This window comes from Staphylococcus pseudoxylosus, from assembly GCF_044794325.1.
GTDB classification, from domain to species: Bacteria; Bacillota; Bacilli; order Staphylococcales; family Staphylococcaceae; genus Staphylococcus; species Staphylococcus pseudoxylosus.
Genome location: NZ_CP085024.1, coordinates 2,494,392 through 2,514,403, shown reverse-complemented (window position 1 = coordinate 2,514,403; position 20,012 = coordinate 2,494,392). Strand labels below are relative to the sequence as shown.

19 protein-coding genes are annotated in these 20,012 nt (G+C 33.9%); 17 read left to right on the top strand and 2 right to left on the bottom strand.

Features of this window, described 5'->3' with window-relative positions; translation table 11 throughout:
• The first annotated feature begins 73 nt into the window (after window positions 1–73).
• The 5 genes from LG295_RS12100 (at window position 74) to tuf (ending at window position 4,991) form a co-directional block, all read left to right on the top strand.
• On the top strand, window positions 74–328 hold the full coding sequence (locus LG295_RS12100; RefSeq protein ID WP_017723033.1) for a ribosomal L7Ae/L30e/S12e/Gadd45 family protein: 255 nt from the start codon (window positions 74–76) through the stop codon (window positions 326–328).
• Between the two features lie 94 nt (window positions 329–422).
• On the top strand, window positions 423–836 hold the full coding sequence (gene rpsL / locus LG295_RS12095) for a 30S ribosomal protein S12 (protein WP_002484156.1): 414 nt from the start codon (window positions 423–425) through the stop codon (window positions 834–836).
• 70 nt (window positions 837–906) lie between these two features.
• On the top strand, window positions 907–1,377 hold the full coding sequence (rpsG, locus tag LG295_RS12090; protein ID WP_002484155.1) for a 30S ribosomal protein S7: 471 nt from the start codon (window positions 907–909) through the stop codon (window positions 1,375–1,377).
• 119 nt (window positions 1,378–1,496) lie between these two features.
• Window positions 1,497–3,587 (top strand): elongation factor G, encoded by a 2,091-nt coding sequence (gene fusA / locus LG295_RS12085; protein ID WP_404475978.1) that lies wholly within the window; start codon window positions 1,497–1,499, stop codon window positions 3,585–3,587.
• A gap of 216 nt (window positions 3,588–3,803) precedes the next feature.
• A complete protein-coding gene (gene tuf / locus LG295_RS12080) occupies window positions 3,804–4,991 on the top strand; it encodes an elongation factor Tu (RefSeq protein WP_107530605.1) in 1,188 nt (395 codons plus the stop codon).
• A gap of 440 nt (window positions 4,992–5,431) precedes the next feature.
• Here tuf and LG295_RS12075 read toward each other — a convergent pair whose 3' ends face one another.
• Window positions 5,432–6,610 carry a M20 family metallopeptidase gene (locus LG295_RS12075; RefSeq protein WP_107530604.1) on the bottom strand — a complete coding sequence of 393 codons (1,179 nt, stop codon included), beginning with the start codon at window positions 6,608–6,610 and terminating at the stop codon, window positions 5,432–5,434.
• Window positions 6,611–6,801: 191 nt separating this feature from the next.
• Here LG295_RS12075 and LG295_RS12070 point away from each other — a divergent pair, with 191 nt between their 5' ends.
• Window positions 6,802–7,992, top strand: a complete 1,191-nt coding sequence (locus LG295_RS12070) for a glycine C-acetyltransferase (RefSeq protein ID WP_107530603.1) — start codon at window positions 6,802–6,804, stop codon at window positions 7,990–7,992.
• A gap of 253 nt (window positions 7,993–8,245) precedes the next feature.
• Complete coding sequence (locus tag LG295_RS12065) at window positions 8,246–8,740, top strand: AAA family ATPase (protein ID WP_199193388.1); 495 nt, start codon at window positions 8,246–8,248, stop codon at window positions 8,738–8,740.
• Window positions 8,741–9,058: 318 nt separating this feature from the next.
• On the opposite strand, the gene LG295_RS12060 is transcribed toward LG295_RS12065, so the two are convergent.
• On the bottom strand, window positions 9,059–9,523 hold the full coding sequence (locus LG295_RS12060; protein WP_325999543.1) for a hypothetical protein: 465 nt from the start codon (window positions 9,521–9,523) through the stop codon (window positions 9,059–9,061).
• A 251-nt stretch (window positions 9,524–9,774) separates the two neighbouring features.
• Between LG295_RS12060 and LG295_RS12055 the strand changes: the two genes are divergently transcribed.
• The 10 genes from LG295_RS12055 to LG295_RS12010 all read left to right on the top strand — a co-directional run bounded on the left by LG295_RS12055 (window position 9,775) and on the right by LG295_RS12010 (window position 19,943).
• Window positions 9,775–10,347, top strand: coding sequence for a GNAT family N-acetyltransferase (locus LG295_RS12055; RefSeq protein WP_107530601.1), 573 nt, complete (start codon window positions 9,775–9,777; stop codon window positions 10,345–10,347).
• 24 nt (window positions 10,348–10,371) lie between these two features.
• Window positions 10,372–10,875: a GNAT family N-acetyltransferase gene (locus tag LG295_RS12050; RefSeq protein ID WP_325999542.1), complete on the top strand. Its 504-nt coding sequence runs from the start codon at window positions 10,372–10,374 to the stop codon at window positions 10,873–10,875.
• A gap of 396 nt (window positions 10,876–11,271) precedes the next feature.
• On the top strand, window positions 11,272–13,617 hold the full coding sequence (locus LG295_RS12045; protein WP_107558719.1) for a CDP-glycerol glycerophosphotransferase family protein: 2,346 nt from the start codon (window positions 11,272–11,274) through the stop codon (window positions 13,615–13,617).
• Window position 13,618: 1 nt separating this feature from the next.
• Window positions 13,619–14,572, top strand: coding sequence for an accessory Sec system protein Asp2 (locus tag LG295_RS12040; protein ID WP_107530533.1), 954 nt, complete (start codon window positions 13,619–13,621; stop codon window positions 14,570–14,572).
• Between the two features lie 175 nt (window positions 14,573–14,747).
• Window positions 14,748–15,452, top strand: coding sequence for a CoA transferase subunit A (locus LG295_RS12035; protein ID WP_107558718.1), 705 nt, complete (start codon window positions 14,748–14,750; stop codon window positions 15,450–15,452).
• Window positions 15,445–16,092, top strand: a complete 648-nt coding sequence (locus tag LG295_RS12030; protein WP_107558717.1) for a 3-oxoacid CoA-transferase subunit B — start codon at window positions 15,445–15,447, stop codon at window positions 16,090–16,092. Before LG295_RS12035 ends, LG295_RS12030 begins: the two co-directional genes overlap by 8 nt.
• 9 nt (window positions 16,093–16,101) lie before the next feature.
• On the top strand, window positions 16,102–16,878 hold the full coding sequence (locus tag LG295_RS12025; protein WP_318832355.1) for a 3-hydroxybutyrate dehydrogenase: 777 nt from the start codon (window positions 16,102–16,104) through the stop codon (window positions 16,876–16,878).
• Window positions 16,879–16,980: 102 nt separating this feature from the next.
• Window positions 16,981–17,400 carry a hypothetical protein gene (locus LG295_RS12020; protein WP_318832356.1) on the top strand — a complete coding sequence of 140 codons (420 nt, stop codon included), beginning with the start codon at window positions 16,981–16,983 and terminating at the stop codon, window positions 17,398–17,400.
• A 9-nt stretch (window positions 17,401–17,409) separates the two neighbouring features.
• Window positions 17,410–18,363: an ornithine cyclodeaminase family protein gene (locus LG295_RS12015; RefSeq protein WP_318832357.1), complete on the top strand. Its 954-nt coding sequence runs from the start codon at window positions 17,410–17,412 to the stop codon at window positions 18,361–18,363.
• Between the two features lie 311 nt (window positions 18,364–18,674).
• Window positions 18,675–19,943 carry a DUF1958 domain-containing protein gene (locus LG295_RS12010; RefSeq protein ID WP_325999541.1) on the top strand — a complete coding sequence of 423 codons (1,269 nt, stop codon included), beginning with the start codon at window positions 18,675–18,677 and terminating at the stop codon, window positions 19,941–19,943.
• The last annotated feature ends 69 nt before the right edge of the window (window positions 19,944–20,012 follow it).

The window sequence follows — 20,012 nt, the reverse complement described above, 5'->3', positions numbered from 1 at the left end:
AAGTTGACTCAGCAGTACTGAAAGTGTTATTATTATTAAGGTTGATGCAAGCAGAACTTTGGAGGATATTTTGATGTCTAATGAAAAAGTTGCACGCTTTAACAAACAACATCATGTCATTGGTCTTAAACAAACGCTCAAAGCTTTGAATAGAGATCAAGTTACATCATTGATTATCGCTGAAGACGTTGAGATTCATCTTATGACTCGCGTGTTAAGCCAAATCAATCACAAACACATGCCTGTTTCATTTTTCAAAAGCAAAAAGGCTTTAGGAGAATATGTAGGTATAAACGTTAGTGCAACAATTGTTGCATTATTAAAATGAGATTAGTAAGAATCATTCTTACTAAATTTTATTTACCCTTAAAATGAACCACCTGGATGTGTGGGATTATAAATGAAGAGAGGAGGAACATTCAATGCCAACTATTAACCAATTGGTACGTAAACCTAGACAAAGTAAATCTAAAAAATCTGATTCACCAGCATTAAATAGAAACTTTAACAGTAAAAAGAAAAAATTTACTGACTTAAATTCTCCACAAAAACGTGGTGTTTGTACTCGTGTAGGAACAATGACACCTAAAAAACCTAACTCCGCGTTACGTAAATATGCTCGTGTTCGTTTGTCTAACAACATTGAAATCAATGCGTACATTCCTGGTATCGGACATAACTTACAAGAACACAGTGTTGTACTTGTACGTGGTGGACGTGTAAAAGACTTACCTGGTGTGCGTTACCATATTGTACGTGGTGCACTTGATACTTCAGGTGTTGATGGACGTAGACAAGGCCGTTCATTATACGGAACTAAAAAACCTAAAAAATAAGTTTAAGATTGCGTAAATTTTCGCTATAAACTAAAGAATTATATTATAATCGGAAGGGAGGATTTATATTATGCCTCGTAAAGGATCAGTACCAAAAAGAGACGTATTACCAGATCCAATTCACAACTCTAAATTAGTTACAAAATTGATCAACAAAATTATGTTAGACGGTAAACGTGGAACAGCACAAAGAATTCTTTATTCTGCATTCGACTTAGTTAAAGAACGTAGTGGTCGTGAAGCAGTTGAAGTATTTGAAGAAGCTATCGATAACATTATGCCAGTATTAGAGGTTAAAGCTCGCCGTGTTGGTGGCTCTAACTATCAAGTACCAGTAGAAGTTCGTCCAGAACGTCGTACTACATTAGGTCTTCGTTGGTTAGTTAACTATTCACGTCTTCGTGGTGAAAAAACTATGGAAGAACGTTTAGCTAACGAAATCTTAGATGCTGCTAACAACACTGGTGGCGCAGTTAAGAAACGTGAAGACACACACAAAATGGCTGAAGCTAACAAAGCATTCGCTCACTATCGCTGGTAGGATAGTAGCTGTTTCCCTGAACATGTTCCATATTGATAGATTACTATCACAGGTTCGTGTTTAGGGCATCGCCATATTTATAGTATTTATTCGCAGTTATACTGGAAGGAGAAAAATACATGGCTAGAGATTTTAGTTTAGATAGAACACGTAATATCGGTATCATGGCTCACATCGATGCTGGTAAAACAACTACGACTGAACGTATTCTTTACTATACTGGACGTATCCATAAAATTGGTGAAACACACGAAGGTGCTTCACAAATGGACTGGATGGAACAGGAGCAAGATCGTGGTATCACTATCACATCTGCCGCAACAACAGCACAGTGGGATGACCACCGTGTAAACATCATCGATACACCTGGACACGTAGACTTCACTGTAGAAGTTGAACGTTCATTACGTGTACTTGATGGTGCAGTAACAGTACTAGACGCTCAATCAGGTGTTGAACCTCAAACTGAAACAGTTTGGCGCCAGGCAACAACTTATAGCGTACCTCGTATTGTTTTTGTAAACAAAATGGACAAATTAGGAGCTAACTTCGAATACGCAGTAAGCACTATCCATGACCGTTTACAAGCAAACGCACAACCAATCCAATTACCAATTGGTGCGGAAGATGAGTTTGAAGCAATCATCGACTTAGTTGAAATGAAATGTTTCAAATACAACAATGACTTAGGAACTGAAATTGAAGAAATTGAAATTCCTGAAGATCATAAAGAAAGAGCTGAAGAAGCTCGTTCAACATTAATTGAAGCAGTAGCTGAAACTAATGATGAATTAATGGAAAAATATCTTGCAGATGAAGAGATTTCTATCTCTGAATTAAAAGATGCTATCCGTGAAGCTACAAACAACATTGAATTCTATCCAGTTCTTGTTGGTACAGCTTTCAAAAACAAAGGTGTTCAATTAATGCTTAACGCAGTAATTGATTACTTACCATCACCGTTAGACGTAAAACCAATTGTTGGTCACCGTGCTGACAACCCAGAAGAAGAAGTTATCGCAAAAGCTGATGACAATGCTGAGTTCGCTGCTTTAGCGTTCAAAGTAATGACTGACCCTTATGTTGGTAAATTAACATTCTTCCGTGTTTACTCAGGTACTTTAACATCAGGTTCTTACGTTAAAAACTCTACGAAGAACAAACGTGAACGTGTAGGTCGTTTACTACAAATGCACGCTAACTCTCGTCAAGAGTTAAACACAGTATATTCAGGAGATATCGCAGCTGCGGTAGGTCTTAAAGATACTGGTACTGGTGATACTTTATGTGGTGAGAAGAATGACATCATCTTGGAATCTATGGATTTCCCAGAACCTGTTATTCACTTATCAGTTGAACCTAAATCTAAAGCAGACCAAGACAAGATGACTACAGCTTTAGTTAAGTTACAAGAAGAAGATCCAACATTCCATGCACACACAGACGATGAAACTGGACAAGTTATTATCGGTGGTATGGGTGAACTTCACTTAGATATCTTAGTAGACCGTATGAAGAAAGAATTTAACGTTGAATGTAACGTTGGTGCGCCAATGGTTTCATATCGTGAAACATTTAAAGCATCAGCTGAAGTTCAAGGTAAATTCGCTCGTCAATCAGGTGGTCGTGGTCAATATGGTGACGTTAAAATTGAATTCTCACCTAATGAAACAGGTGGCGGTTTCGAATTCGAAAACGCTATCGTTGGTGGTGTCGTTCCTCGTGAATACATTCCATCAGTTGAAGTAGGCCTTAAAGATTCAATGGAAAACGGTGTATTAGCTGGTTATCCTTTAATTGATGTTAAAGCTAGATTATTTGATGGTTCATACCATGATGTCGATTCATCTGAAATGGCCTTCAAAATTGCTGCATCATTAGCGCTTAAAGAAGCTGCTAAAAAATGTGATCCAGTTATCTTAGAACCAATGATGAAAGTTACAATCGAAATGCCTGAAGAGTACATGGGTGATATCATGGGTGACGTAACATCTCGTCGTGGACGTGTTGATGGTATGGAACCTCGTGGTAATGCACAAGTTGTAAATGCTTTTGTACCACTTTCAGAAATGTTCGGTTATGCAACTGCATTACGTTCTAACACTCAAGGTCGCGGTACTTATACAATGTACTTTGATCACTATGCTGAAGTTCCAAAATCAATTTCTGAAGAAATTGTTAAGAAAAACAGTGGCAATAAAGCCGAATAATTAAACTTGTTTTGTGCGACAACTGTCTGTACAATACACATAAAGCTTAATTATGTAGCTTATTGTTTTATCAATTGATTTTTTGGGAAAAATGCATTATAAAGGTACTGTATGGTCCTTTATTTCCAAATTATAATCCATCTTCTCATGATGGTGAGAAACTGTCATGAGAGATAAATTAAAAATAATTTTCTAACGAATAGGAGAGATTTTATAATGGCTAAAGAAAAATTTGACCGCTCAAAAGAACATGCCAATATTGGTACTATTGGTCACGTTGACCATGGTAAAACTACTTTAACAGCTGCTATCGCAACTGTATTAGCAAAAAATGGTGACTCTGTAGCACAATCATACGACATGATTGACAACGCTCCAGAAGAAAAAGAACGTGGTATTACTATTAATACTTCTCACATTGAGTACACTACTAATAAACGTCACTATGCGCACGTTGACTGCCCAGGTCACGCTGACTATGTTAAAAACATGATCACTGGTGCTGCACAAATGGACGGAGCTATCTTAGTAGTATCTGCTGCTGATGGCCCAATGCCACAAACTCGTGAGCACATTCTTTTATCACGTAACGTTGGTGTTCCAGCATTAGTTGTATTCTTAAACAAAGTTGACATGGTTGACGATGAAGAATTATTAGAATTAGTAGAAATGGAAGTTCGTGACTTATTAAGCGAATATGACTTCCCAGGTGACGATGTACCTGTAATCTCTGGTTCAGCATTAAAAGCGCTTGAAGGCGACGCTGACTATGAGCAAAAAATCTTAGACTTAATGCAAGCAGTTGATGATTTCATCCCAACTCCAGAACGTGATTCTGACAAACCATTCATGATGCCAGTAGAGGACGTATTCTCAATCACTGGTCGTGGTACTGTTGCTACAGGCCGTGTTGAACGTGGTCAAATCAAAGTCGGTGAAGAAATCGAAATCATTGGTATGCAAGAAGAGTCAAGCAAAACAACAGTTACTGGTGTAGAAATGTTCCGTAAATTATTAGACTACGCTGAAGCTGGTGACAACATTGGTGCATTATTACGTGGTGTTTCACGTGATGACATCCAACGTGGTCAAGTTTTAGCTGCCCCTGGTACTATTACACCACATACTAAATTCAAAGCGGACGTTTACGTTTTATCAAAAGATGAAGGTGGTCGTCATACACCATTCTTCACTAACTACCGCCCACAATTCTATTTCCGTACTACTGACGTAACAGGTGTTGTTACTTTACCAGAAGGTACTGAAATGGTTATGCCTGGCGATAACGTTGAAATGGACGTTGAATTAATTTCTCCAATCGCTATTGAAGACGGTACTCGTTTCTCTATTCGTGAAGGTGGACGTACTGTTGGATCAGGCGTTGTTACAGTAATCAACGAATAATATAGATTTCTATCTTTGATAGAATTATTAAAGCCTCCTTCGGGAGGCTTTTTTGTATGGAAAAGCGCAAGACCGTAATTTGAACCTTGTGCTTCGTTTATTATAAATAAAGGTGTACATTTGCCTACACAAATGCATAAGACTTACTAATCCAGTTTCACTGAATAGTAAGCCTATAAAGTCATTTTATGACTAAGGTAAGAGGCACGCCTGAGCAAAAGCTCATGCATAAAAGCACCTAAGTCATTTTATGACTAAGGTAAGAGGTACGCCTGAGCAAAAGCTCATGCATAAAAGCACCTAAGTCATTTTATGACTAAGGTAAGAGGTACGCCTGAGCAAAAGCTCATGCATAAAAGCACCTAAGTCATTTTATGACTAAGGTAAGAGGTACGCCTGAGCAAAAGCTCATGCATAAAAGCACCTAAGTCATTTTATGACTAAGGTGCTTTAATAATTACTTTTTCGAGTTCTAATATTTTTAGGAATTCGCTTGTTGCGTATTTCATTGCTTTTTCATCAATGTTAAAACATGGGCTATGATGCGGATGAATAGTATCAATTTCAGGATTACCACATCCAGTTAAAAAGAATGCGCCTGGACGTACTTTTAAATAGTGTGAGAAGTCTTCACCAATCATCATTAAATCTGATTCATTGAATCTTAAGTTCATATCATTAGCGGCCTGTTTCACTACTTCATAGTTATCTTGATGGTTGTGTACAGGTAAATAACCTTTAATGTAGTCAAAGTTATACGTTATGTCATTAGCTACGGCTAAACCTTTAAGCAATTTCTCCATTTTAGTCATAACATGAGTTTGAATTTCTGTATCAAATGTACGTACAGTCCCTTTGCAAAATGCAGAATCTGGAATAATATTATCCGCAGAACCTGCTTGGACCATACCAAAACTAATTACAGCTTGCTTTACAGGGTCTATAGTACGAGAAACAATTTTTTGTGCACTCATAATGAATTCTGCCATAATCACGACAGGGTCTATCGTTTCTTGTGGCTTAGCACCGTGCCCACCTTTACCATGGATTGTAATGCTAAACTCATCAGGGGAAGCCATTAATGCACCAGGACGAGAATAAATCGTACCTGTAGGATATCCAGACCATAAATGATTGCCATATATCTTATCGACATCTTGTAAACAACCATCATCAATCATCTCTTGAGAGCCACCTGGCATAATTTCTTCGCCATATTGAAAGATTAATACCACATCACCATTTAAAGAGGTTAAGTGATTTTCAATAATCTCTGCAACACCTAATAAGATTGCAGTATGACCATCATGACCACATGCATGCATGACGCCAGGATTTTTAGATTTATAGTCTACTTCTGTTAATTCATCTATAGGTAGTGCATCAAAATCTGCACGAAGCGCAACGGTAGGTCCATCACCATGACCTTTAAATGTAGCTACGACACCATTACGTCCTACAGGAGTACGAATTTCACATGATAATTGACTTAATTGGTTAAGTATAAAGTCACGTGTGTGGTATTCCTCAAATGATAATTCGGGATATTGATGGAGGTAACGTCGAATTTGTACCATTCTACTTTCTTTTTGTTGTGCTAGTTGAAACCAATCAAACAACTTCAACCCTTCTTCCTTAAACATTTTCCACTATTATACCACTTAATAATGTACAACTGTAGGTGCAATTGATAGTAGACAAATTATATTGTGGGAAACGCATTGTGGCGTGCGTTTATAATACTTTCCACTTTTATTAAAATAGGTTATGATTGATTTGAAAACTAAGATAATTCAAAGGGGGACTTGCAGTGGTTCAGTCACTACATGGCTTTTTAGATGAAAATATTCAATATTTAAAAGATAATGGATTATATAATGAAATAGATACAATTGAAGGTGCCAATGGCCCTGAAATTTCTATTAACGGGAAAAATTATGTAAACTTATCTTCCAATAACTATTTAGGACTAGCAACAGATGAAGACTTAAAGCAAGCAGCAAAAGATGCAATCGATACACATGGTGTTGGTGCCGGTGCGGTACGTTCAATCAATGGTACCTTAGATGTGCATGATGAATTAGAACAAACACTTGCAGAGTTCAAAGGAACTGAAGCAGCTATCGCATATCAATCAGGATTCAATTGTAATATGGCAGCTATTTCAGCAGTTATGAACAAAAATGATGCTATTCTGTCAGATGAATTAAATCATGCTTCTATCATTGATGGTTGTCGTTTATCTAAAGCGAAGATTATTCGCGTCAACCACTCAGATATGGCAGATTTACGTGCTAAAGCGAAAGAAGCTGTAGAATCAGGTCAATATAATAAAGTAATGTATATCACTGATGGTGTGTTCAGTATGGATGGTGACGTAGCTAAGTTACCAGAAATCGTTGAAATTGCAGAAGAATTTGGTCTCATTACTTATGTCGATGATGCTCATGGTTCAGGCGTAATGGGTAAAGGAGCGGGAACAGTTAAGCATTTTGGATTACAAGATAAGATTGATTTCCAAATTGGTACGTTATCAAAAGCAATTGGTGTTGTTGGTGGATACGTAGCAGGTACTCAATCACTAATTGATTGGTTAAAAGCACAATCTAGACCATTTTTATTCTCAACATCATTAGCTCCTGGAGATACAAAAGCAATTACAGAAGCTGTGAAGAAGTTAATGGCATCTACCGAATTGCATGATAAACTTTGGGAAAATGGCAATTACTTAAAAGAAGGATTACAAAAATTAGGCTTCGATATCGGTAACTCAGAATCACCAATCACACCTGTAATTATCGGTGATGAGAAGGAAACACAAGCGTTTAGTAGTCGCTTGAAAGATGAAGGCGTATACGTGAAATCAATCGTCTTCCCAACGGTTCCTAAAGGTACTGGACGTGTACGTAATATGCCTACAGCAGCTCACACAAAAGAAATGTTAGATAAAGCTTTAGCTGCATTTGAAAAAGTTGGTAAAGAACTAGGCACAATTAAATAATAATCGATTAAGCCACGTATTGAAGATGTACTTGATTGAATTAATGGGAACGGACAGGATTCTAGTTACAATACTAAGAATGCTGTCTCGTTTTATTTTAATATATAATGGCCAAACAAATGTAACGATATAAGATTGAGTGGAACACCTGAGCAAAAGCCCATGTGTAAGAACCACTAACTAAATAAATTTAGCAGTGGTTGTTTATAGCAGTGGTGCTTTATAGTAATGGTTCTTTAGAGAGGTGAAAATAATGGTGCACCTAATTATTATTAGAGGGAATTCTGGTAGTGGTAAATCAACAATAGCCAAACGTATACAACAGTATTTAGGAGAAGGTGCTATGCTAATAGGTCAAGATGAAATACGCAGACAGATGCTTAACGTTCGTGATCTACCTGGTAATTTAGCAATTAATTTAATAGAAGAAATCGTAACTTATGGTATTAATCATTGTGACTATGTCATATTAGAAGGCATTTTAAACAAACATAAGTATGGGACGATGCTTAATAGCTTTTTTGAAAAGTCTAACATCAATGTGCATGTATATTATTTTAATCTGTCATTTCAAGAAACAGTCCGTAGACATTATACTAAACAGCAGACAGACTTTGATGAAATAGCAATGTCTAAGTGGTTTGTCCCGAGAGATACGTTGAACATGCAAGGAGAAACATATATTACCGAATCAATGACTGAAGATTATATAATAAATATGATACTAAAAGATATAGATGTGTTATAAATCTATTTATTGTGATAATTGCATCTACTAAAGGGAATAAGGATAGAAATTTATATACGTTGGCATCATTTCGTTGTATTAATTAGTTTTGCAGATTATGATGCAGCTTAAAATAATATAGGCATGAACTGTGGAGGTCATGCCTAAAAGTAGTTAATTTAGTAAGCGGATTACCTGAGCAAAAGTCCATGTGTAAGCACCACTAACTAACAAAGAGGAACACCTGATCAAAAGCTCATGTGTAAGAACCACTAACTAAATAAATTTAGCAGTGGTTCTTTATAGCAGTGGTGCTTTATAGCAGTGATTCTATAGGTGTTATTGTTGTTTAAATGGATTTGTTTTTGCTTTGTTTTTAGTATGCTCTCTGTTTTCTTTATTTTGCATAAAAGGAATTGCGAACCATAAAATATGGAGCATACTTGCTAAAATTACAAGTATAATTGGAATGAATATTTCCACGATACTAATATTAATAACAAAAGATGCTAGGATAAATGCTGTTATTGATGGTACAGCACAAACAACAACAACGGTTAATAAAACAAATTGAACCACTTGTGTAGCAATCGGACTATAAATATCCAGAATTAAAATGGCAATGTAAAATAGTGTGATAAACACAAGTAACAAAATAATCCACCCTGTTGCCATACCACCTTGTGATTTAATGTAATCTTGATAAGGTGGAAGTGTAGGTAAAATAAATAGAATCATCGCTGACAGCCATGACAAAATACCGAAAAACATAAAGAAAATTTTTGAAGTATCTGTTTTATTCATAATAACAACCTCCTAAGATATCAAATCTCTATTGTCTTATATAAAGTAAATATATGGCATGCTATGTTTAATAATGATTGCGCTTTCATTAATTTATATACCCTTTAAAGAAAGTTTTAACGCACAGTAAAAAGGTAATATATTAATAATACTGTATTAGATTCAATTTTTGATGATAAAGAAATAACTATAACTTCACCTATTTAAATGGTATGTTTATGTTAAAGAAACGTGTTATAAGGGGCTAATTAATGGATAAAAATTTATGGTTGCATTTCACAACACAACGTCTTATCATTAGACCGTTGGAAGAAAATGATTATGAATCATGGTTACGAGGTTTTGTAAATAGAAAACCATCTCAATATAAACATGACAAGGGTCAATTAGATATGTCAGATGCCACCGAACCTTGGTTTGCAGCTATGGTAACAAGACATCAAGAGGCAATTAAATCGGATGATTTATATATCTTTGGCATTTTTGATAAGGCACATAATCATTTAGGTATGCTTAATATTAAAAACTTAAGTCGTGATCATTTTCAGTGGGCAGAGATTGGCTATTTCATTCATAACCAACATTGGCAGCAAGGGTATGCTTATGAAGCATTAACAGAATTGATTAAACAAAGCCGCGACACACTGAATTTTCATAGAGTTGAGGCCCATATCAATATCGATAACCCAAGGTCTGTGAATTTAATTGAAAAAGTAGGATTCCAATTTGAATGTGTCCGTAAGGGATTTATATTTGAAAATGGTCAATGGACAGACCATTACGTTTATTATTTAAATACACATGATGAAATATTAAAAACATAAACCAAGAAAGGAAGGAGTGTCAACATGGAGTTTAGAGAGTTAACAATGGGAGACGAAATGATGTATTGTGATTATATGAGAGAGTGGATTGATCACGATGAAAAAGTTGTACCTGAAATCACTAACATTACAAAGTATAATAACTTTGAAGATTTAGTACATGAATTAGCAGACAATAAATCACATGATGCATCAGTAGACAATACGACGTTATTTTTAATCGATGATGATGAAATTATCGGTGCGGCAAATATTCGCCATAATTTAAATGAACAACTTAAAACAGTTGGTGGCCATGTTGGCTATGGCATCCGAAAGAAACACCGTGGCAAAAGCTTTGGTAATAAATTATTGAAGAAATCTTTAGATTATTTATCAAGAATTGGCGTACAAGAAGCATTAATTACATGTGAGAAGGATAACGAAGCCTCAGCGGCCGTCATTAAACATAATGGTGGAGAAGAAATTGAATCTTCAACATTAGAAGATGGTACAGTGATACGTCGTTTCCAAATTGAAATCGCCTAATAATTACAGAGTATAAAACCTAATTTAAATTATGTAACTATAAGTTCACCGGCAAGAGTCTTATGACTTTTGTCGGTGTTTTTGTTGTTTTAACTGTCGAACATCAGGTCCACGGTTTATTATGATTAAGAATATTTGTGTAAAATAACACTTTTATGTAAAAGATATTTAAAAATTTTATGAAAAAATAGAGGTTGATAAAAATCTAATAAAAAAATAATTATTATTAATAACGCAGATTAAACAGAAAAACAAATGTATGTTTATAGTAAAATATATAGATTTTAATAAAGTGATACAGTATAATATAACCCAAATGACTTTTTCGTTAATTTTTTTATTATAAGAGTGAAATGTTCATAAGGGCGAAATAATAAATGAATGGAGGATGCGTTTATGAATATCAATATTTTGGGATTTAATATTTTTGCTAAAGGTGGAACTTCAAGAAGTAATATTAATTTGATTAAATCCTTTTTAAAGCAAGGATATACAGTTAATTACTTTAATAATTTAGACTTTGATCAAGATGCTATTACACGTTTGTTTATTCATGAAGCTATTGATAATGAAAATTTAAAGATATATAAATTTAGAGATATAAAGCTATTATCTAAATGTGATGTATTAATTATAACTAGAGAAGATTTATTCCATTACGCCAAAGACGTCAAAGTGATCAATAAATCAACTAAGGTCATTGGAGAAATACATGGACCAATGGAATATATAGATGATTCAATAGACCTTTGCTTAGAAGCAATAGATGGTGTGAGAGTTAGTACAGAAGGCATTAAACAGAGGTTTATTTGTAAATATAACTATAATTCAGTATTTAACAAATATGTTAATGCAGAACATATTAACATTAATAAAGAACCAATAAATACGAAAAGAAACCTTTTAATAAAAGCACGCTTTGAAGATGGTATCAAAGATATTTCATATGTAATCAAATTGGTGAATTATATTATTAAAAACACTGAAAGAGATGATATTCAACTTTATATTGTTGGTTATGGTCCATCAGAATCCTTATATAAGAACCTCGTAAATTATTACAACTTACAAGACAATATACATATAAATGAGAAAGAACCATTAAATTATATTTATATTTCCTCATCACCTTATGAAACATTAGGATATTCAATTTTAGAAACATTAGCTAGAGGAAATAGAGCGCTTATTTACCCAGGTAATGATGATGTACTTAGAGAAGTTTATGACAAATACGAGGGTATTCAATTTTTAGAAAAAAACCTTTCTAGAGACAGCAAACTATTACTTTCAATGTTAAATAATAAATATTCAAAAGAAAATAGACTGACAGATGTTGAAAATTTAAATATAGAATTTCTTGATAGTGAATACAGCAACCAATATTTAAAACAATTTAAAAAAGCATCTCAAAACAAACGTCCACTTGTTCCAACAAAATATAGAAAAAGAGTACGTCTTCAACCTAAAAATAAAATTGAAAAATTAGATAGTGGTAGAGTTTTATATAAAGATTTAAAAGAAAAGCCTTTTTTAAGTAAGGTGTTAAAAAATAATATTTTTTTCGAAGGGTTAAAAAAATATTATAATAATCGTAAAGAAAGACTTAGTAAGAAAATATTAGATGATATAGAACCAAAAGAGAGTAATGTATTTATTGAATCGTTCCATGGTAATAATTTTAGTGGGGATCCTAAATATATCGCACTCAGTATTCAAAAAAATTATCCACAAAAAAATATTTTTGTTAGTTCAGCTAATTCTTTAGTAGACATTGAAATTAGAAATTACGGTTTTAAACCTATACGTTTTGGAACTGAAGAATACAAAACTAAATTTAGGCAATGTAAGTATGTCTTTATGAATAGTAATTCGTGGGATAAAGTATATAAACATCCGGATCAAGTATTTGTTCAAACTTGGCATGGTTTCCCGTTGAAAAAAATGGTCAATGATTTAGGTGACGAAAAAGAACGTAAAGATCAATTAAAACAATTCAGACCACGTATGAAAAAGTGGGACTATTTATTAACATCTTCAAAAATGAATACGATGTTACTTGAATCGGCATTTAATTTAAAAGAAAATAAAAATCTGCAAATTTTAGACTACGGTGCTCCTCGAAATGAATATTTACTTAATCAAGTAACTAACGATGAACGTAAGAAATTACAAAGAAAATATTTATTTACGACGAACAAAGATAAGAAATATATTTTGTTCTGCCCAACATGGAGAAAAAAAGAAAGAGAGAATTTAACAAGTATTGATTTAGTGAAATTATTAGAATATCTTCCTAAGGAATATGAAATCATTGTTAAATTACATCCAAACGAAGGCATGCTTAGAAGTAAATATAATAGTTTAGACGCTAGAATACATTGTTTTTATAATGAATTTGTAGATATTCAAGAATTATATATTCTTTGTGAAACGATGATTACTGATTATTCATCAACTATCTTTGATTTTGCACATTTAAATAAGCCTATTCTGTTATTACAAGAAGATGTAGAAATGTATCAGAAAGATATTGGCTTCTACTTTAATATTTTTGAATTAGGACACTTCCCAATCGTTTCTTTAGATGAAGAAAAACTCGCGCTGCAACTTAAAGGCATGCATTATATGGATTATTCAAAAATCGTGAACCGACTGATTTCAAAAGATAGTAAAGAAAGTTCGCAACAAATATTAAAGACTGTTTTTAAAGAAACTAATAGTAATGGGATGGATAAATAACATGAGTACAGAAATGATATATAGAATCAATGATCCAATTGACTTTAATAATGATAAAAGAATATTGATAGATACTGAAAGTAACTTAAATTATTTAGAAATGGTAAGAAAAAATCCTGAGCTTCATGAACAATACAAGACATTGTTAAAAAATGATTATATACTTTATTTTCATCAAGGGACTATTTCTAAATTCTATAAAAGAAAACATGTCAAAGAGTTATTTCAGAGAAAAGATTTGAAACAATTTCGTGATCTCTTCTATACTTTGGATGAACCAGAAGGTAGAAAAGTAAATGAAAATGTCCCTAAGAAATTGTTAGTTATTTTTACTTGTATGCCTAATCTACAAGAGTATGATAGTGCATTAATGCCTAAGCGTATGTTTCCTAAATTCTTTGATGGTATTGAAAGAAGTTTAGTGAAAAATGTTTATACGATGCGTATTATGGACTTGAATGTGTCTCACGGCTCTCATTATATTAGTACAACAAATTATCCAGAATACGAAGAAGATATTCAAGATGCGATTAGATATGCAGCGAGCAATTTAGGTATTGAAGATGAAAACGTGGTGCTATACGGTGGATCAAAAGGTGGAACCGGCGCGCTATATCATGGTGCAGCCTTAGACTTTAAGACAGTAGCGGTAGATCCAATCGTCAATATAGGTGGCAATTTAGCTCAAAATGATAGACGCTTTATGAAAGGATTAAGAAAGGAAGATTTAGTTCCTTCAATTGAGCAACATTTGAAGCAATCAAACGATGCAAAAAAATATGTGATTTGTTGCGATAATGTTAAATATTATTTTGATGAAACAAACCGTATTGATAATCAGTTAATTAATAAAATTAACTTAGATGACGATATGATTGTGAATCACCCAGACGTTTCACGCAACAGTGTACCAGAACAACTTATGCTATTAAATGGCCTATTATTAGGTAAATAAAAATTAATAAATTATATGAGAAATTGTAGAATTATTACAGTTTCTCTTTTTTATTAGCGTAATAATCTCTACTTAAATGTAAGCGCAAACACAAATAAAAGACTTCGCAAGTATTTTCACGTATAATTGTTTTAGTACTAGGTGTTAAAAATAAACTTAGAAATGAGGTTAATATATGTCGAAAGTTATTAAAGAAATACATAAAGCTTTTGAAAGTTTAGAGGATGGTATGACTGTTTTAGCAGGAGGATTTGGATTGTGTGGTATTCCAGAACATAGCATTGAAGCAATTCGCAACAAAAATACCAAGGGATTAACGGTAGTTAGTAATAATTGCGGTGTCGATGATTTTGGTTTAGGTCGTTTATTAGAGCATAAACAAATTGATAAAATGATTAGCTCTTACGTGGGGGAAAATAAAATTTTTGAACAGCAACTTATTAGTGGAGAACTAGATGTTGAATTAACGCCTCAAGGAACATTAGCAGAAAAATTACGTGCTGGTGGAGCAGGGATTCCTGCATTTTATACTAAAACTGGTGTTGGTACACGTATTGCTGAAGGTAAAGAAACACGTGAATTTGATGGAGCAACATATTTAATGGAACGTGCAATTAAAGGTGATTTTGGTATTGTAAAAGCACAAAAAGCAGATACCTTCGGAAATCTTGTCTTTGAAAAGACAGCTCGCAACTTTAACCCTCTATGTGCGATGGCAGCTGCAACAACTGTAGTTGAAGTAGAAGAGTTAGTTGAAGTAGGTGAAATTGATCCAGATGAGGTACACCTGTCTGGTGTCTATGTTGATTACATTTATTTAGGGTCTCATTTTGAAAAAAGAATTGAGAAACGTACGTTTAAGGAGGCTAACCATGGATAAGCAATTACAACGTAAAAAAATTATTCAGCGTGCAGCACAAGAAATTAAAAGTGATATGGTCATTAACTTAGGTATTGGAATGCCTACCTTAGTAGCAAACGAAATTAATGATCACGTAGAGAATGTTTATTTTCAATCAGAAAATGGATTGCTCGGTATTGGTCCGTATCCTACAGAGGCAGAAATTGACCCGGATTTAATTAACGCAGGTAAAGAGACTGTAACTGCTGCAAAAGGCGCATCTTATTTTGATAATGCAGAATCGTTTGCTATGATTCGCGGAGGTCATATTGACTTAGCCATTCTCGGTGGTATGGAAGTTTCAGAATCAGGAGACCTAGCGAATTATATGATTCCTGGAAAGCTAGTAAAAGGAATGGGTGGCGCAATGGATTTAGTCGTTGGTGCACAAAAGGTCGTGGTCATTATGGATCATATGAATAAACATGGAGAATCTAAGATTAAGTCTCAATGTGAACTACCACTGACGGGCGCAGGTGTGGTGAATACATTAATTACTGATTTAGCTGTATTTAAATTTGAGAATGGTATTATGAAACTTGTTGAATTGCAACCTGATACAACATTAGAGCAAGTAGAAGCTAGTACAGAGGCACATTTTGAAAATGAATTAAAGTAGGTGGCACAATTGGTAAAAGATAAAGTGACGATTATTACAGGTGCAGCTAGTGGTATAGGATTAGGCGTTGCCAAAGTATTTTTGGAAAATGAAGCCAAAGTAGTATTAGCTGATTTAAATCAAGATAAGCTCAATGAAGAAACAGACAAATTGAAAGCACAAGGCTATGACTGTATTGCTATACAAGTAGATGTTACAGACGAAACAGCTGTGAAATCAATGATTGAGCAAACTGTCTCTTATTATGGACGATTAGATATTTTGTTCAATAATGCTGGTTTACAACATGTTGAAAGTATTGAGTCTTTTCCTACAGATAAATTTAGGCAGATGATAGATATCATGTTAACAGGGAGCTTTATTGGAACTAAACATGCATTGCCTATTATGAAGCGACAAAAATTTGGTCGTATTTTAAATATGGCTTCTATTAATGGTGTGATAGGTTTTGCAGGGAAAGCCGCGTATAATAGTGCGAAACATGGGATTATCGGTTTAACAAAAGTATCGGCATTAGAAACAGCAACAGCAGGTATAACAGTCAATGCAATTTGTCCTGGCTATATTGATACACCCTTAGTACGTAATCAAATGGCAGATTTAGCAAAAGACAGAGGCGTAGAAGTAGAACAAGTGTTAGAAGAGGTATTATACCCATTAATCCCACAAAAACGTTTGTTAGATATTAAAGATATTGCAGATTATGCTTTATTCTTATGTAGTGATAGTGGTAAAAGTGTAACAGGACAAGCGATTCTTATAGATGGAGGCTATACAGTACAATAATTTAACGTTAGAGCAATTTATTTTTAAATCCATGATAATTTCTAATTAAAATATGTTACGTTAAAGTTAACAGCGTAAAGTTTAATTGGAGGTAAGCGTTCGATGAAAAATTCAGAGGCAAATGATACAAGTTGGTTTACAATTATTTTTCCTATGGCTTGCGCTATTATGTCTGATTACATGGATAACCGTTTGTATAGAAATATAATCATTGCATTACTAATTTTAGTGTTTATTTATTCAACTATTAAAAATTTGAAAATTACATTGTATGGTATAAAAACACAAGATAAAAATGTTCGTACTTGGATTGGCATAAGAACAGATTATTGGATTATTTTTATAAAAAATATGATTGCATTTTGTCTCATGCTTGGATTAGGCATGACTTTTTTACTTATTAAAGGTAAACAATTGTGGATAATGGTGCTTATTATTGCAGTAACATACACATTGTTATTATTTTTCGAGCATTTCATTGAATCTAAAACTGACATATATGAAGAAAATTATACAGATTAGAGGTGGCTTATGCGTTATATAGATGCACAGGAACAGGAAGAATTGTTAGATATGAAAGAGATTATTGACGCAGTAGCAGAATCATTAAAAGCATATTCTGAAGGTAAGACAAATACCCCACTGCGTTATTCATTACCTTTTAATGAAGAAAATCGCTATCTCGTTATGCCAGCACTTTCAGATGAGTTAAAGATTGTGGGTCTTAAGACTGTAACAGTAGCTCCTAATAACACAAAAATTGGCAAGAACACCATTGTTGGCTCTGTGATTCTATCGGATTATGAAACAGGTGAGACGTTAGCTGTTTTAGAAGGCTCGTATTTAACTAAGATTAGGACAGGTGCCATTTCTGGTGTGGCTACGCAGTATCTTGCGCGAGAAAATGCGAAAACACTTTGTGTAATCGGTACGGGTGACCAAGCACAAGGGCTTATTGAAGCGGTGTTAGCTGTAAGAGATATTGAGCGCATACAATTTTATAATCGTACTTATGATAAAGCAGTAAACTTTTCTAAAAGGGTTCAACAAGACCATGAACATTTAAAGTTAGTTGTTTGTGATGATGTTGAAACAGCTATAGCAGGTTCAGATATTATCGTAACAGCGACTAATTCAAAAACCCCTGTGTTCAAACAACGCTTAGCACATGGGGTGCACGTAAATGCGGTTGGCTCATTTAAACCAGACATGCAAGAATTGCCATCTGAAGCGGTTGGAGATGCAGACAAAGTCGTTGTTGAAGCAGTAGAAGCTGCAATGGAAGAGACGGGAGACTTAATTAATCCAGTATCGGAAGGTATGTTTGCACAAGATTATTTATATGGTGAACTTGGACATATCATTGCTTCAAAGTTAGAAGGGCGCGTGTCTGAAGATGAAATCACGATATTTAAATCTGTAGGTGTTGCCATTGTAGATATTGTGGTCGCAAATTACTTTTATCAAAAAGCGATAAAATCATAATTAAAGTTTAAAAAGTGAGTTAAGGCACATTGTTGTCTTAGCTCATTTTTAATATATTTAGTAGTTCACTTAATTACAATGTATCGTAAGCATCTGGGACATAAAGTTCTTGGACAAGCTGAAGCTGTTCAGCATTAGAAAGCGAGCCAACAATGTGAAGTATTGAAAAAATAAGCACTTTTATCTAACTAGAACATATAAAGAATTCAAAAATGATTGGTAAAGTGTAAAAAAATAATATCTTAAGCTTTAAAGAAACATAGTATATTATAGTTAATATTTTATATTTTATATCTATGAAGGAGATTAAAGTGAAGCGGTTATTATTTGTATTATTTCTTTTAATTTTAGTGATATTGCAACCTAATTATGTATTTGCTGAGTCGTCTATTGATGTAACAAGGGCACATGGTAATAGCATAAGTGATTTTTATCAACCTAAAGGTAGCATTATAGCAGACAGTCAAACAGGTAGAATATTATGGGAAGAGCATATTGATAAAACATGGAGACCTGCAAGTATGTCTAAACTAATGACGTTATCAATTGTGTTAGAAAGAATTCAAGATGGCTCTCTCTCCATGGATAAAGCGGTGACTGTAACTGCCGATGATGAGCGTTTTAGTCATCACCCGTTACTAAGCAATAATATCATGCATGAGGGAGCACAATATACTATAAAAGAGCTGATTAATTTACTGATTGTACCTAGTTCGAATGTTGCAACACGCATGCTCATGCAACAGGTGGAACCTGACACAAGTAAATTTGTAACAATGATGAATCAAAAAGCTAGAATGCTCAAGATGGAGCACACACATTTTACCAATCCATTTGGTGCTGAAAATCGTAGTGTCGGAAATGAATATTTACCACCAGGCAGTAACTTAGATGAAGATAATTCATCGACGCCACGAGATTTTGCCAAATTGGCTTTTTATTTAAAAAATACATATCCATATTTAACGTCTTTTACAAAACATATTACATACACTAGCAAACCAAATACACCCTATGAAGAACATTTCCATACGTATCATCATTCATTGGAAGGCGATGTTCATGAATATAAAGGGACAAACGGATTGAAGACTGGATCTAGTGATAAAGCAGCATATAATTATACTGCTACAATAGATAGAGGAAACTTTGGACTCGTACAAGTTGTTATGGGAGTAGGGCATTGGGACGTTGATGATTCAGAGTACAAACGACACGTTATCGGCAATGCGTTATTGGATAAAGTATATAATCAATTTGAATATAAAGAAGTTATGCCTAAAGGAAAGCAGTTTATCAATGGTAAATGGTATAACGTCGAAACACCTTTACGTGACGTAGTAGAAAAAGGACAACAAATTAAATTTGAAGTTAAAAACAACCAATTATTAGTTGCGGATACTAAGCGACAATATCTTACAAGTGATATGAAACAACCAAGTGTTACAGTGACACCACTTAAGCAAAATTATATCTATAGGGTAAGTCGATATGGATGGCATTTATTAATTGCAATGTGTTTAATCGTTATTTTATGTATAATTTCTAGAAATAGAAAAAACTCAGATGAAATGAAATAGCTATGTAAGTAATAAAATGATCCATCAAAATTTAAGAAACTCCTAGAGTTAAACTTTAGGAGTTTTTTA